Genomic DNA, 15,917 nt, shown 5'->3' on the forward strand with positions numbered 1-15,917 from the left:
GGCTACCTCGCTGTTTCCGACCGCTACCAGTCTCGATCCGCAGCCGATGACTCAGGCGCCGAAATCACCGGCCGGGCGTCGGGCCGCAGCGGGATCGGGAGCCGTTATGTCGGCGGAATTAATTGGCAAAGAGAAAACGGATTTGCGTCGACTTCGCGAGGCTAACAGGCGGCACTCGCCAGGGTGAATGAGTCCCGGGCACCACTCGACGGAGCCCGGGAGGACTGTCTCGCCGGCGAGACGGGGCAAGCGGCTTCAGCTGTCCGAACGGTGGAATTCCAGGCCGTCGAACTCCCCGCTGCCACGCCATTCCTGAAGGTGCTGGAAGAAGCCCAGGCCATCGGGGAAATTATATGCGTCCCAAAGAGAATGCGGACCGAGATCCGTTCCCTCGTTGTTGGAGTAGCCGGGGGTGCATTCCGTGCCCAGGAACGTGCGCCACTCCGGATCGATTCCCACGTTGCTCATCCAGGAGTCCTCTGCCTGCTGGGTGAGTTCGACGACGTCGACCCCTGTGGTGACCGCGTGCGCGATGACGGCGGCGACGGTCTTGGCCGCCTCGGACAGGTTGTGCGAGAGGTTGGAGAACCGCGTCCCGCCCGTGAGCGACTGAACGAGGAACGCGTTCGGGAACCCGTGCACATGGAGTCCGTGCATTGTGCGCATGCCGTCGGTCCAGTGTTCCGACAGTCGCCTGCCGTCCCTGCCGACGGGGTCGAATCCGGCGCGCCGGGTGGGCGCGGTGCCGACCTCGAACCCCGACGCGTAGATGATGCAGTCCACCTCGTACTCGGTGCCGTCCACCACGACACCGCGCGGTGTGATTCGCTCGATCCCCTTGCCGTCCGTGTCGACGAGACGGACCGTCGGCTCGTTGAAGGCGTCCAGATACTCGTCGTGGAAGGTCAGGCGCTTGCACGCCAGGTGGTACCAGGGCTTGAGGAGTTCCGCGGTCCGTGAGTCCTTGACCGTCTCTTCCACCCGGGCGTGGATCTGGCCCATCTTCTTCAGGTCCGCGTAGTACCAGGGCTTGAGAGGCTCCTCGGACGTGTCCGACTCCGCCGGCACGTCCTTTTCGGCATTGCCCCACATCTTGGCCATGGCGGTCCAGCTGTCGTTGATCAGATCCTCGGCCGGCGGCTCGGCCGACGTCATCGTGGCCGCGTAGTTGTCCAGCCAGCGCTGCTGCCATCCAGGCGTGGCTATCTGCGCGAACCACTCCGGGTCGATCGGCCGGTTGTTGCGGACCTCGATGACGGAGGGCGTGCGCTGGACCACGAACAGTTCCTGGCATGCGGTGGCCAGGTGAGGGATGCACTGCACCGCGCTGGCGCCGGTGCCGACGATCGCCACCCGCTTGTCCCGCAGGTTGCCCAGCGGTCCGCCGACCGGGTCGCCGGTGTAGGCGTAGTCCCACCGGCTCGCGTGGAAGGTGTGGCCCGCGAAGGTCTCGATGCCCGGGATGCCGGGGAGCTTCGGCACGGACAGGTGGCCGAGCCCCAGGCTCACGAACTGGGCGGTGAACTCGTCACCGCGGTCGGTCCGCACCGTCCACAGCTGGGCGGACTCGTCCCAGTCCAAGCCGGTGACCCCGGTGTGGAAGAGCGCGTTCTCGTACAACCCGTACTGCTTGCCGATGCGTTGGCAGTGCTCCAGGATCTCCGGGCCGCGCACGTACCACTCGGTGGGCACGTAGCCGGTCTCCTCCAGCAACGGCAGGTAGATCATGGACGCGATGTCGCACTGGACGCCCGGGTACCTGTTCCAGTACCAGGTGCCGCCGAAGTCGCCGCCGGTGTCGACGATCCTGACATCGGAGACCCCCGCCTCCTTCAGATGGGCGCCCGTCATCAGGCCGGCGAACCCCCCGCCGATGACCGCGACCGTGACGTGGTCGCGGTACGGCTCGCGTTCGATGCGATCGGTGAAGGGGTCCTCGTTCATGTGCGCGAAACCGTCACTGAGGGGCAGGTATTGGTCGATGCCGTCCGGTCGCAGCCTCTTGGCCCGCTCGGCGGTGATTTTCGCGAGATGCTCCGACATCTTGTGCGTGGACATAAAAGTCTCTCCTCACTCATGCATTTCTCCGGCCGCCCCGACACCGGTTTCAAGAACGCAGTCATCGAGCTACGAACGCGTCGCCACCGTCATGAGTCCGCTCTCCTGCCCAGCACGGGCCGCGGCGCGCTGACCTCGGCACTGAGCTGAGCGGCGAGCTCCCCGAGCGACTGCACTTCGAAGAACGCCCGCAGCCGCAACTCACAGCCCATGACGGCGCGCACCCGACCGATGACGATCATGGCGAGCAGCGAATCCCCGCCGAGAACGAAGAAGTTGTCGTCAACGTCCGTCTGCGGAACGCCGATCACCTCGGCCACGATCTGGCACAGCTGCCGTTCACGGGGGTCGTCGGACACCGAGACGCTTCGGACGGTGTCCGACACGGTGCTCGATGGCGCGCCGCCCGACAGTGTCCTGCGGTCCAACTTCCCGTCGGGCGTGGTCGGAAGAGCGGCGAGAACCTGCACCCGGTCGGGCAGCAGCGCGGAGGGGAGCCTGTCGCGCAGGAACTCCCGGACGGCGGCGGGCGTCAGCGCGTCCCGGCCTTCGGCGCCGGGCGCGACATACGCCACCAGTTCGGCCATGCGGGTGCCGACCCCGGTCGCCACGACCGCGGCGTGGGTGATGGCGGGGTGCCCGAGCAGTACGGCCTCCACCTCCGCCGGCTCGACGCGCAGGCCGCGGATCTTGACCTGGTCGTCGAGACGTCCCCACAGCTCCAACTGCCCGTCGGGACGCAGTCGGCCCTTGTCGCCGGTGCGGTACATGCGCTGTCCGGGGACGGGGCTGAAGGGGTCGGCCACGAACCGCTCGCTGGTGTGCGCCGGCTGTCCCGCGTACCCCTGGGCCACGCCGGGTCCACCGACGCAGATCTCACCGACGAACAGGGGCGGCAACAACTGCAACTGGTCGTCGACGACGTAGATCCGGGACGTGCCGGCCGCGCGTCCGGCCACCGGCTCCGGATGTTCGCGAATCTCCGCCCTCGCCGACTCGACGGTGCACTCGTTGAGGCCGTAGGCGTGGAACGCGAGCAGCCCGGGCTGGTCGTGCAGGCGCCGCCACAGCCGGTCGGACGGTCGCTCGCCACCGATCACCACGATCTTCGGCGGGTGCGGGAGCGTCAGGAGGCCGTCGTCGACCAGCGTTTCCAGCGTGCCGCTCGCGCAGTCGAGCACCTCGATCGCCGTCTCGGGATCCGATCCACGGGCGAGGAGCTGATACGGGTCCGTTCGCTCCTCTTCGTCGATCAGCAGCAGCCGGTGCCCGAAGGCGATCATGCCGAGAAGGTGGGTGACGAACACGCCGGAGGTCAGGGAACTCAGCGCACCGACATTCAGCCGACGGCCTTCGGGCAACCGCGCGTACATGGGCGCCAGTTGGGTGGTGACGAGCGCGAGAAGGCTCGCCTGATCGACGACCACACCCCTCGGCTGTCCCGTGGAACCCGGTGTGAAGACCACGTAGGCCGGAGCGGCGGCCGGGCGACGCGCGAAGCCGCCGTCGGCCGGATCGTCTCCGGAGACCGTCTCCGCGTCCGCCAGGAGGGCGGCCGCCGAGACGGTCTCCACCTCGGCGAACGCCTGGTCCGCGATGACGAGAGCGATGCCCGCCTCCTTGAGGAGCAGGCGGCGGCGGAACTCGGGCTGTTGCGGATCCAGCAGCAGGAAGGCGCCGCCCGCGCACCAGGTGGCGAGCATCGCGACGAACAGATCGCCGCGCCTGTCCAGGCAGATCCCCACCACGGTGCCGGTCCGTACGCCGCGAGCCGCAAGGCCCGCGGCCATCGTCCGCGCCCGGCCGGCCAGTTCGGCGAAGGTGAGCCGCTCGCCGTCCGCGACGACCGCCTCCCGTTCGGGAGCGGTGGCCGCGGTCAGCTCGAAAAGGTCCCACGCGGACGTGGGTTCCGAGGGGGTACGGCTGCCTTCCGGTTCACCGCTCGCGCCGAGCGCCAGCGTCTCCGTCAGCGCGGCTTGGTCGAGCAGCGGGATGCTGCCGAGCGCGACATCGGGTTGCCGGCTGAGTGAGCCCAGCAGGTCGCCGTAGGCCTTGGCGAACCGCTGCATGGCTGCCTCGGAGAACCGCCGGCGGTTGAATTCGACGTTGAGTGAGACTTCGCCTGCCAGCTGCTGTATGTCCAGCCTCAGGTCGAACTGAAGCCCCGACAATTCCGCAGGTTCCGGCAGGAGCGTCACCTGGAGACCTTCGAGTGCCCATACGTCGCTCAGGTCGAGCATGCCATAGGTGATGGCAGCCTGGAACAGGGGGTTGCGGTCGGCGTCACGCTCGGGAGCCAGTGCGCCCACCACCACCTCGAACGGAACGTCCTGGTAGTCCAGTGCGTCGTGAACTGTTTCGCTCACGAGGCCGAGAAGCTGATCGAAGGTCAGTGCCGAATCCACCCGGCAGCGCAGTGCCACTGTATTGGAGAAGAATCCGATCGTTCCGAAAAGTTCTGGGACCGGTCGGCCGAGCGTCTGCGTTCCGACCGATATGTCGCTCGTTCCCGCCCAACGCTGCAGCAGAACGAAGTACACGGACAACAGGCCGGCGAACGGGGTCACCGAGCGAGCCCGGCAGAACTCTTCGAATTCTGCCACCACACTCTGTGGGACGGCGATCGGCAACCTCGATCCGATCATTCTGCCCGGGTTCTTCTCTCCGTCCTCGGGCATCGACGCCGGCTGAATACCTGCCAGCTGGCCACGCCAGTAGTCCAGGTCGGCGTCATCCACCTTGGAGGCGTTCTCCGTCAGGCAGAAGTCGGCGTACTGTGCGGCCGGCACCCCGAAGGCGGGCGCGTGCGGGTCCGCATAGGCGAGACCGAGCTCTTCGGCGAACACCTTCCCGGAAACTTCGTCCGCGATGATGTGGTGGAACACGAAGACCACCAGGTGGAAGCTCGGCGATATCCGTATCACGGACGTTCGCCAGAGCGGGCCCGACGAAATGTCGAACGGAAGGTCGACGACCCTCCTGGCCTCGGCGTCTGCCCACGCTCGGCGCTCGTCCTGCGAGTCGCCCTCGGCCTCCACGAGGTCGATCAGGACCGGCTGCGTGGCGTCGCCGTCCTCGTCGTGCACCAATTGGAAGACTTCGCCACCGCGTTCCAGGAATGTGGTTCGAAATGCCTCGTGCCTGCTGCGCAGCACCTGAAGCGCGCGCTCCAGCCTGTCTGTCGAGAGATCTCCGTCGACGGTGAGAACCGGCCTCCAGACGTCGGACGAGTTGTTCGGTCGCATCACCGAGGAGAAGTACATCCTGCGCTGCGACGACGAGGCGGGAACCATACGCGAATGACGCTTGCCCGCGAGACTGTCACCCTCAAGATCCGGCATATCCAGCCCATGTGTGTGACGTATTCGGGGCACGGAAGCCCTCCCCTGTCGATCGGCCGTTCCTTCGGTAACACCTTATTTTCAGGCTCGATCAAAGCAATCGTTCGAGCGTGTGTCGGACGGTCTCGCTCGCTCCGCATCAAAAGCCTGTCGCGGCGAGAAGTACGTAGACCCAAACATGACGCCTTTGCGGGGTCGTATCCAGCCCTGGCGGGGTGGTTCGCTCCGCTCGGTGTCTCGCCGGCGAGACACCGCCAGGACGCAGACGCACTCTCGCACGCAAATGGGGGAGCCGGCGCCAGAGAGATTTTGCTTAAAGAAAGAATCTTATTGGTGAACGGCTCCCTGATCCGTGTGCGCTCTCGCGCTCGTGTCGATCCTGGGCGAGAAGCAATATGCGAGTGCGGGCGGCAGTCGATCCGTCCCCGTGCTGTAGCGGGCGGCCCGCGTATCGCGCAGAATTACGCCCTGGATGACGTCCAACCGTTACGATTGGCCGATACATGCGAAAGCATCAACCAACGGGGGATCGTTGCGTACTGCTATCCTAACAAAGAGGACAAACGAGACAACTGCGCGAAACGCTGCAACAGCAAGCACTACGGGACAGCTGCTGAGTATGGGCGTACAGTTCCACAAGTCCGGCTTGTCGTTCACATCCAGGCAGAGCCTCAATATATGGGAGCAAGTCGGGACCGGACTGCTCTCTTTCGCCGACTCGTCCACCTGGTGGATCGCCGACTGGCTGGTCTACGGTGAATCCGAGTTCCAGGACCGTTACTACGAAGCCATCAAGCGGACGTCGCTCAGCTACCAGACGCTTCGTAACTACACATGGGTCGCGCGCAATTTCCCGCTGGCCCGCAGGCGGCAGAATCTGAGCTTCAGTCATCACCTTGAAGTGGTGGCGCTCGATCAGCCGGAACAGGACTACTGGCTGAGGAAAGCGGAAGCGATGGGCTGGAGCAGAAACAAGCTTCGCGGGGAGGTTCGTAGCAGCCTCCGCGCGCGGCAGGGCGAGGTGACCGAGTCCGAGAGCCGGGCTGAGCTGGACAAAGTCGGTCCCGCCGGGGCCGGTTCGGCTTCGGAGCGGGCCGAACCCGCCGCGACCGGATCCGGATCCGGATCGAGTCCGGACCGGCGCGATGCCGACCCCTCGCCCGAAGCGGGCCTGCTGAGCATTGAACTCCCGGCCGAAATCCTGGCACAGATCCGGACCGCTGCCAGGAAGGAAGGCGCGCCGGTCGAGACCTGGGCGATGGAGATACTGCGGCGGGCTGCCGGCGAGTCCTGAGGCGAGGGGGCCGTCGCACGTCGGGAGTCCTCCTGGGGGCCTTTCCGACGTGCGGTGGCCGCCGGTACCGTCCTGAAAGCGAGCCACGGCGAATGGTGTCACCCGCCATTGTCCAGGCCCGGGTAAATGCCTTCGGCGCCCTCGAATGGATTCGCCGCAAAATATCCTGAAGAACGAACCTGGCGCCCGGTGCAGAGTGCGCTTGTCCCGCCGGCGGGACAAGATTTTCACCGGCAATGCAAACCAGGATCCCTCATTTGTCTGGACGCGTTTAACCGGTGTCCATGACGATGAAGGCGCTGTTGGGCGAATGGCATTCCAAGTATGAGGATGATAAATGACCCTGTCATTGTTGTGCGTACCCTTCGCCGGGAGTGGCGCCGGCTTCTACAGGGCCTGGCCGGACGGCGGTGAGCACGGTCTTCGGATCGTCCCGTTGCAGATGCCCGGCCGGGAGGAGCGTTTCCTGGACGACCCGTACAAGGACGCCGCGGAGGCGGCCAAGGACCTTGCCGGCGCCGCGCTCCGCCTGGTCGGCGGGGCGGAACGAGTGGTGCTCTTCGGGCACAGTCTCGGCGCCCTGCTCGCCTACGAGACGGCTCGTGAACTCCAGGCGCAGGGCTTCACCGCGCTGGAGCACCTCTTCGTGAGCGGGTCCCCCGGTCCCCGGAGCGGTCGCACCGGGCGGACCGCGGACCTCGACGACGACGCCTTCGTGGAGCGGGTCGCGGAGCTCGCCGGGTACCGGCATGCGGCACTCGACGACCCCGACCTGCGGGAGGTGCTGCTTCCCTTGCTACGGGCGGACGTGGCCCTGCACGAGGAGTACCGACCCGCCTCGGACGAGCCGTTGACGCTGCCTGTCACCGCCCTGCGCGGGACGGACGACGCCCTGGTGAGCCGGGCGCAGTGCGCGACCTGGGAGGCGGCGACCACCGGGCCGTTCGAGCTGAAGGAGCTCGCGGGCGGACACATGTACCTGACCGAGAGGGAACAGGATCTGTTCGCTGTCATCGGCGCCGCGGCGCGAGGCGCCCGCACATGACGCGCGACCGGAAGAGTGCCGCGGGTGCGGCCCTGGAGGGCAGTACCGCGGTGATCACCGGCGCGGGCCGTGGCCTGGGACGCGCCTGTGCGCTGCGGTTCGCGGAGGAGGGAGCCGACCTCGTTCTGCTCGACGTGGGCGAGGACATCGAGGGCGTGCCCTACCCCCTGTCGACGAGCGGTCAGCTCTCGCACACCGCCAAGCTCTGCGAGGAGCGCGGCGCGGCGGTGCTGGCGGAGTCCGTCGACGTACGCGGCAGTGTCACGCCGGCCGTCGAGAAGGCGCTCGACCGCTTCGGCCGTATCGATGTCCTCGTCAACAACGCCGGTATCGCCGCCCCTTCGGGCAAGGCCGTCCACGAGATCACCGAGGACGAGTGGCATCTGATGATCGATGTCGACCTCTCCGGCGCGTGGCGCATGATCAAAGCAGTCGCGCCGACGATGATCGCCCAGCGGCGGGGCAGCGTCGTCAACGTCTCATCCACCGCCGGCCTGGTCGGCTACCGGCACTTCGCGGGGTATGTCGCCGCCAAGCACGGGCTGATAGGGCTGACCAAGGCCGCGGCTCTCGACTACGGGCCGCACCAGGTCCGGGTCAACGCCCTCTGCCCGGGCTCCGTCGCGGACGACCCGGCGGTCGACGGCCGGATGCTGTCCGAGATCGCTCGCTCCCTGGACGTGGCCGTGGAAGACCACGAAAGGGTCTTCGTCCAGGCCCAGCCGATGAACTCGCTCATCGCTCCCTCCGACATCGCCGGCGCCGCCCTCTGGCTCGCCGGTGACGATTCCTCCCAGGTGACCGGCAGCGTACTGACCGTCGACGGGGGCTTCACCGCGCGCTGACCCGCGTCGGCCGACCGTGTTCCCCGCACCCTTCTTGGCGCACCGACAGGAGTTCTCCCATGGCGACAGCCCACTGGCCCGTGCCGTTCCCGTGCCACGAGCAGGCCGCCATGTGCCACAGCCTGACGGTTAGGTGCCCGCAGACCCCCAGCAGCAGTGAGCTTCGGCGACGGTTGGAACAGGTCGGCGAACTCGCCGAAGGCGTGCTGTGGGAACGGCGCACCCGGGAGCGCTCGACGGCACCGGCGGCGCAGCAGCACACGGAGCAGGAAGCCCGCAGGCCGCTGCGCGCCACCTCCGGTCCGCGGCTGCGCATCACGCTCGTGCGGCATACGGACGACGTCGCCGATCTGGTGCTGGTCGCCGCCCGTGACGCCCTGTCCCGGGCGGCACTGAGCGACTTGGCCGGGTTCCTCACCGGCGGTTCCCTGCCCCGGGCAGGCCGGCATGGCACCGCGCCCGAAACGAGCGGGGCGGGGGCCGCCCCGCTCGCGGGGCCGGAGTGGGGTCTCGGTGACCTCGCGCGCCGCGGTTTCGTCGGCGCGGCCCGATTCTCCACGACGGTCTGCGAAAACCCGGTGGACCAGAAGCTGTTGACCGCCGCGACCGCCATCGTCCTGGCCCGGTACGACGCCGACGAGACACCGCGGATCGCCCTGCTCGACCCCGACGCGGCAGGACCGGACGCGCTGTCCACGTATGTCCTCGAGTTCGACGAGGCCATGTCCGTCGCCGGGTTCCTCGCCGGTTGGCCCGAGACACCGGAGCCGGGCGGCGAATCGGCGACAGACACCGGGGGTGGCCTCGCGATTCCTGTGGGCATGGTCTTCGGCGAGTGGGACGAAGCGCGGCAGTACCACCCCTGCCTCGCGCCCGTCTTCCCCCTCACGCTCCAGGCCGAGCAGCGCCCGGACCGGTCCTGGAGCGGCACCTGCTGGTACGACGAGGGTGTGGTCGACCCACGGATCGCGCGCGCCTTCGCCGAGCAAGTCGCCTATGTCGCACAGCGGTTGGTGGATCTGGGCGGGTCCGGGGAAGAACTGCCGTTGTCGGCCGTTCCCCTGATGCCGGCCGAACGCGCCGCGGACATCGTGCGACGCGGAGCCACTCCTCCGGTCGCCGCGACCCGAACGGCCGGTTCGACCGTCCACGGGCGCTTCGAGGACCTGGTACGCCGCCATCCGGACGCGGTCGGCGTCACGGACGGCACCCGCACTCTGACCTATCGCCAGCTCGATGAGCAGGCCGAACTCATGGCCGAGGGGCTGCGCTCCTCGGGGGCGGTGCCGGGGAGCACGGTCGGCGTGTGCCTGGAGCGCGACGCGACCCTCGTCGTCACCTTGCTCGCGATACTCAAGTCCGGCTGCGCCTACGTACCCATGGACGTCAAGTACCCGCACGAGCGCCTGCGTTACACGGTCGGCAGCGCCGGGGTGCGCGTCGTTGTCGCCGCGGCCGGCGCGTTCCCGGTCGTCGAGGGCGTTCGGTCCGTGCCCCCCGAGGAGCTGCTCCGGCTCGGCGAACGGAGCGTCTCCCGCGGCCGGACCACACCCTGCGACGAGAACGACCCCGCCTACATCATCTACACGTCCGGATCGACGGGGCGGCCCAAGGGCGTCGTCGTCCCGCACCGCAACGTGCTGGCCCTGGTCGAGGGCACGGCCGAGGACTTCGGGCTCGGCGCGGACGACGTCTGGACGATGTTCCACTCCAGCGCGTTCGACTTCTCCGTCTGGGAGATCTGGGGCTGTCTGCTGACCGGCGGGCAACTCGTGGTGGTGCCCTTCTGGATCACGCGGGACACGGGGGAGTTCCACGCACTGCTCGCCGAACGACGCGTCACCGTGCTCAACCAGACGCCCTCCGCCTTCCTGCCTCTCGTCGCACAGGACCGGGAATCGCCCGCCGAGCTCGCGGTGCGCCTGGTGATCTTCGGCGGTGAGCCGCTGGACGCCCGTGAGCTGCTGCCCTGGTTCGCCCGCCACCCGCAGGCGGAGTGCCGTCTGGTCAACATGTTCGGGATCACGGAGACCACCGTGCACGTGACGGCGCAGACCGTGACGCCCCAGGCGGCTCTGCGGGGGAGCCGGTCGGTGGGCCCGGCGCTCCCCGGCTGGTCGGTGTCCGTACGTGGACCGCGAGGAGAGGTTCTGCCGGTGGGAGCGGCGGGCGAGATCTGGGTCGGCGGGGCTGGAGTCGCCCGTCACTACCAGGGGCAGCCGGAACTCACGGCGCGACGTTTCGTCATCGACCCGGTGACCGGTGAGCGGATCTACCGCAGTGGCGACAAGGGCCGCATGAGGCCCGACGGGTCCCTGGAACACCTGGGCAGGATCGACAGCCAGGTGAAGATCCGCGGGTACCGGATCGAGCCGGACGAGATCCGCAACGTGCTGCTCGGAGCACCGTCGGTCTCCGGGGCGACCGTCGTCGTCCACCACGACAAGAGTGGCGATCGAGCGGTCGACCGGCTGGATGCCTACGTAGTGCTCAAGAAGGACACGACAGTGGCCATGGTCGCGGAGCATGCCAGGCAGCGTCTGCCCGACTACATGGTCCCGGCAACGCTCACAGAACTCGATGCCATCCCTTTGACGATCAACGGGAAGGTCGATGTCGCACAGCTCCCCGCACCGACTGCCGCTCGGCCGGCCCTGACGGAGTCCCCGGATCCCGTCGAGACCGGGTCCGCCGACCGGCTGGAGCGTGACCTGCTGGACATCTGGAGCCGGCACCTGGGTACGCAGGTGGGCGCGGAGGACAACTTCTTCAAGCTGGGCGGCAACTCGCTCCTGGTCGTCCGCGTACTGGCCGAGGTCAAGGAGCTCGGTGCACCGAAGATCGCCGTACGGGATTTCTACCAGAACTCCTTCGCACGACAGTTCATCCAGCTGGTCAGGGAGCGGATCACTCTCGCTTCCGACGCCCCGGCCGCCACTGGCAGCGCGCGGAGCTGACCCCTCGTCGCATCGACCAGACCCGTGCCGTGGAGTCGTACGGCCTCACTGCTCCGACCGGCCTGCCGGAGGCGGCTCTGGTGCCGGCGGCCGAGCGTGTGCGGGGGAGGGAAAATGCCTGAGTACGTGAGGGATGTTCGCTGTACGTTGTGGATGCGCGCTGAACCAGGGGCGCCGCGTGGCCGGCCGACCGCTGCGTGGCGTGCACATCACTACGAGGGCGAGGACAGCTCCGGAGCAGTGATCGCCGAGGCGCGCTCTCCCATCGTTGCGGTTCCCCGGCATTCGGCGCGTGTGCACGGAATGTGCACGACAGTGGACCGCACGACAAGTATCCGCAGCTCAGAAGACGTTTCGAGGCCTACCCACCGTGTTCCTGACGATCACCACCACCGGCACCCCCGAACGCCCCGCCACCGACCTCGGGTTCCTGCTGCACAAGCATCCCGAGAAGGCGCAGGCGTTCTCCACGTCCTACGGCAAGGCGTACGTCCTCTACCCCGAGGCGGATGCCGAGCGCTGCACGGCGGCGCTGTTGCTGGAGGTCGACGCGGTGGCGCTGGTCCGGCGGGGCAAGGGCAAGGGGCGCGGCGGCGCGCCCGACGCGGCACTCGCGCAGTACGTCAACGACCGCCCGTACGCGGCCTCTTCACTGCTCGCCGTCGCCTTGAGCGCGGTCTTCTCCAGCGCGATGCGCGGCGTGTGCAACGCCCGCCCCGAGCGCGCAGGCCAGCCGCTGCCGCTGCGCGTCGAGGTGCCCGCGCTGCCCGCCAGGGGCGGTACCGACCTCGTACGCAAGCTCTTCGCGCCGCTCGGCTGGACGGTCACGGCCGAACCGGTCGCGCTGGACGCCGAGTTCCCCGAGTGGGGCGACTCGCGGTACGTCAGCCTCGTACTCGAATCGGAGACGCTGACCCTCGCCGAGGCGCTGCGTCACCTGTACGTCCTGCTTCCGGTCCTCGACGACGCCAAGCACTACTGGGTCGCCTCCGACGAGGTCGACAAACTGCTGCGCGCCGGTGAGGGCTGGCTGCCCGCGCACCCGGAGCAGAAGCTCATCACCAGCCGCTATCTGTCCCGCCGTTGGTCCCTGACCCGGGAGGCCATGGAGCGACTGGAACTGGTGCGGCTCGCGGAGGCGGACGACAGCGAGGTCGAGGAGATCGACAACGCCGTCGAGGCGGAGACGGAGGCCGAGGAGAAGCCGACGCCGCTCGCCGTGCAGCGCCGGGACGCGATCGTCGACGCGCTCAAGTCCTCCGGTGCCGCCCGTGTGCTCGATCTCGGGTGCGGGCAGGGCCAGTTGGTGCAGGCGCTGCTCAAGGACACCCGGTTCACGGAGATCGTCGGCGTCGACGTGTCGATGCGCGCGCTCACCATCGCGGGCCGCCGCCTCAAGCTCGACCGCATGGGGGAGCGCCAGGCCGCGCGCGTCCAGCTCTTCCAGAGCTCGCTCGCCTACACCGACAACCGACTCAAGGGGTACGACGCCGCCGTGCTCAGCGAGGTCATCGAGCACCTCGACCTGCCCCGGCTGCCGGCGCTGGAGTACGCGGTGTTCGGCGCCGCCCGCCCGAGGACGGTCGTGGTCACGACCCCGAACGTCGAGTACAACGTCCGCTGGGAGACCCTCCCGGCCGGACACGTCCGGCACGGCGACCACCGCTTCGAGTGGACGCGCGCGGAGTTCGGGGAGTGGGCGGGGAAGGTGGCCCAACGGCACGGCTACGACGTCGAGTTCGTGCCGGTCGGCCCCGACGACCCGGAGGTGGGACCGCCCACCCAGATGGCTGTGTTTCACCAGATGACCGTGAAGGAGGAGAAGGCCGCATGACGAACGAGACCCCCGCGAAGGTTCGCACCCTGCCCGTGACCGACCTCTCCCTCGTGGTGCTGATCGGCGCCTCCGGTTCGGGCAAGTCCACCTTCGCGCACCGCCACTTCAAGCCGACCGAGATCATCTCCTCGGACTTCTGCCGGGGCCTGGTCGCGGACGACGAGAACGACCAGAGCGCCAGCCGGGACGCCTTCGACGTCCTGCACTACATCGCGGGCAAGCGCCTCGCCGCCGGCCGCCGCACGGTCGTCGACGCGACGAGCGTGCAGCAGGAGAGCCGACGCCAACTGATCGACCTGGCACGGCAGTACGACGTCCTGCCCATCGCCATCGTGCTCGATGTACCGGAGGAGGTGTGCGCCGAGCGCAACGCCTCCCGCAGCGACCGGGCCGACATGCCGCGCCGCGTCATCACCCGTCACACCCGCGAACTCCGGCGCTCCCTGCGGGGCTTGGAGCGCGAGGGCTTCCGCAAGGTGCACATCCTGCGCGGCGTCGAGGACATCGAGAACGCCACGATCGTCACCGAGAAGCGCTTCAACGACCTGACCCACCTCACCGGCCCCTTCGACATCATCGGCGACATCCACGGCTGCGCCGCCGAACTGGAGACCCTGCTGGGCAAGTTGGGCTACGACGACGGCGTCCACCCGGCGGGCCGTACGGCAGTCTTCGTCGGCGACCTCGTCGACCGCGGCCCGGACTCGCCCGGCGTGCTGCGTCGCGTGATGTCCATGGTCGGCTCGGGCAACGCGCTGTGCGTCCCGGGCAACCACGAGAACAAGTACGGCCGTCACCTCAAGGGCCGCAAGGTCCAGCACACCCACGGCCTCGCCGAGACGATCGAGCAGATGGAGGAGGAGACCGACGAATTCCGTTCCCGGGTAAGGGAGTTCATCGACGGACTCGTCAGCCACTACGTCCTCGACGGCGGCAAGCTCGTGGTCTGCCACGCCGGCCTGCCCGAGAAGTACCACGGCCGCACCTCGGGCCGGGTCCGCTCGCACGCGCTCTACGGCGACACCACCGGCGAGACCGACGAGTTCGGCCTGCCGGTGCGCTACCCGTGGGCCGAGGACTACCGGGGCCGCGCGGCCGTCGTCTACGGCCACACCCCGGTCCCCGAGGCCACCTGGCTGAACAACACGATCTGCCTGGACACGGGTGCCGTCTTCGGCGGCAAGCTGACGGCCCTGCGCTGGCCGGAGCGGGAGCTGGTCGACGTACCGGCCGAGCAGGTCTGGTACGAGCCGACCCGCCCGCTGCGCACGGAGGCACCCGGCGGCCACGACGGCCGCCCGCTCGACCTGGCGGACGTGCACGGCCGCCGGGTGGTGGAGACCCGGCACGCCGGCCGGGTGTCGGTCCGCGAGGAGAACGCGGCGGCGGCCCTGGAGGTCATGAGCCGCTTCGCGGTGGACCCGCGCCTGCTGCCGTACCTGCCGCCGACGATGGCCCCGACGGCGACCTCGCGGGTGGACGGCTACTTGGAGCACCCGGCCGAGGCGTTCGCGCAGTACGCCGAGGACGGGGTCGCACGGGTCGTGTGCGAGGAGAAGCACATGGGCTCGCGGGCGGTGGCCCTGGTGTGCCGGGACGCGGAGGCGGCGGCGAAGCGGTTCGGCGTGGACGGCCCGACGGGATCGCTGTACACGCGCACGGGCCGCCCGTTCTTCGACGACGCGACGGTCACGGAGGAGATCCTGGACCGCCTGCGGACGGCACTGGACGAGTCGGACCTGTGGTCGGAGTTGGAGACCGACTGGCTGCTGCTGGACGCGGAGTTGATGCCGTGGTCGCTGAAGGCGTCCGGGCTGCTGCGCGGTCAGTACGCGGCGGTCGGCGCGGCGGCCGGGGCGGTGTTCCCGGGTGCGCTGGCGGCGCTGGAAGGTGCCGCCGGGCGGGGCGTGGACGTGACGGCCCTCCTCTCCCGTCAGCGCGAACGCGCCGCCGACGCCTCGGCGTTCACCGACGCGTACCGCCGCTACTGCTGGACCACGGACGGCCTCGACGGCGTCCGCCTGGCCCCGTTCCAGATCCTCGCGGTCCAGGGCCGCAGCCTCGCCGGACTCCCGCACGACGAACAACTCGCCCTGCTGGACCGGCTGGTGGAACACGACAGCACCGCCCTGCTGCAGACCACCCGCCGCCTGTACGTCGACACCGGCGACCCGGAGTCGATCCAGGCCGGCGTCGACTGGTGGCTGGAGATGACCGGCCGGGGCGGCGAGGGCATGGTCGTCAAGCCGGTCGGCGCGGTGGTGCGCAGCGAAGCGGGTCGACTGGTCCAGCCCGGCATCAAGTGCCGTGGCCGTGAGTACCTGCGGATCATCTACGGCCCGGAGTACACACGGCCCGACAACCTGGCCCGCCTGCGCGGCCGTTTCCTGAACCACAAGCGGTCCCTTGCGATCCGGGAGTACGCACTCGGTCTCGAGGCGCTCGACCGGTTGGCGGAGGGGGAGCCGCTGTGGCGTGTGCATGAGGCTGTGTTCGGGGTGCTGGCGTTGGAGTCGGAGCCGGTGGATCCTCGGCTGTAG

8 protein-coding genes are annotated in these 15,917 nt (G+C 68.7%); 6 read left to right on the forward strand and 2 right to left on the reverse strand.

All coding sequences use genetic code 11. From position 1 onward, the window contains the following. Window positions 1-255 precede the first annotated feature (255 nt). Window positions 256-2,058: a flavin-containing monooxygenase gene (locus OO70_RS30695; protein WP_043678204.1), complete on the reverse strand. Its 1,803-nt coding sequence runs from the start codon at window positions 2,056-2,058 to the stop codon at window positions 256-258. Between the two features lie 89 nt (window positions 2,059-2,147). After that, window positions 2,148-5,351, reverse strand: coding sequence for a non-ribosomal peptide synthetase (locus OO70_RS30700; protein ID WP_078651621.1), 3,204 nt, complete (start codon window positions 5,349-5,351; stop codon window positions 2,148-2,150). Window positions 5,352-6,018: 667 nt separating this feature from the next. Between OO70_RS30700 and OO70_RS30705 the strand changes: the two genes are divergently transcribed. The 6 genes from OO70_RS30705 (at window position 6,019) to OO70_RS30730 (ending at window position 15,917) form a co-directional block, all read left to right on the forward strand. After that, window positions 6,019-6,693: an LmbU family transcriptional regulator gene (locus OO70_RS30705; RefSeq protein WP_043678207.1), complete on the forward strand. Its 675-nt coding sequence runs from the start codon at window positions 6,019-6,021 to the stop codon at window positions 6,691-6,693. A gap of 337 nt (window positions 6,694-7,030) precedes the next feature. Further along, window positions 7,031-7,738, forward strand: a complete 708-nt coding sequence (locus OO70_RS30710) for a thioesterase II family protein (protein WP_043678209.1) — start codon at window positions 7,031-7,033, stop codon at window positions 7,736-7,738. Next, on the forward strand, window positions 7,735-8,583 hold the full coding sequence (locus tag OO70_RS30715; protein ID WP_043678211.1) for a mycofactocin-coupled SDR family oxidoreductase: 849 nt from the start codon (window positions 7,735-7,737) through the stop codon (window positions 8,581-8,583). Before OO70_RS30710 ends, OO70_RS30715 begins: the two co-directional genes overlap by 4 nt. A 59-nt stretch (window positions 8,584-8,642) precedes the next feature. Then, on the forward strand, window positions 8,643-11,540 hold the full coding sequence (locus OO70_RS30720) for a non-ribosomal peptide synthetase (RefSeq protein WP_043678212.1): 2,898 nt from the start codon (window positions 8,643-8,645) through the stop codon (window positions 11,538-11,540). 370 nt (window positions 11,541-11,910) lie between these two features. Next, window positions 11,911-13,374, forward strand: a complete 1,464-nt coding sequence (locus OO70_RS30725) for a 3' terminal RNA ribose 2'-O-methyltransferase Hen1 (RefSeq protein WP_043678214.1) — start codon at window positions 11,911-11,913, stop codon at window positions 13,372-13,374. Then, window positions 13,371-15,917, forward strand: a complete 2,547-nt coding sequence (locus OO70_RS30730) for a polynucleotide kinase-phosphatase (protein ID WP_043678216.1) — start codon at window positions 13,371-13,373, stop codon at window positions 15,915-15,917. Before OO70_RS30725 ends, OO70_RS30730 begins: the two co-directional genes overlap by 4 nt.

This window comes from Streptomyces xylophagus (assembly GCF_000716435.1).
In the GTDB taxonomy this organism is placed as follows: domain Bacteria; phylum Actinomycetota; class Actinomycetes; order Streptomycetales; family Streptomycetaceae; genus Streptomyces; species Streptomyces xylophagus.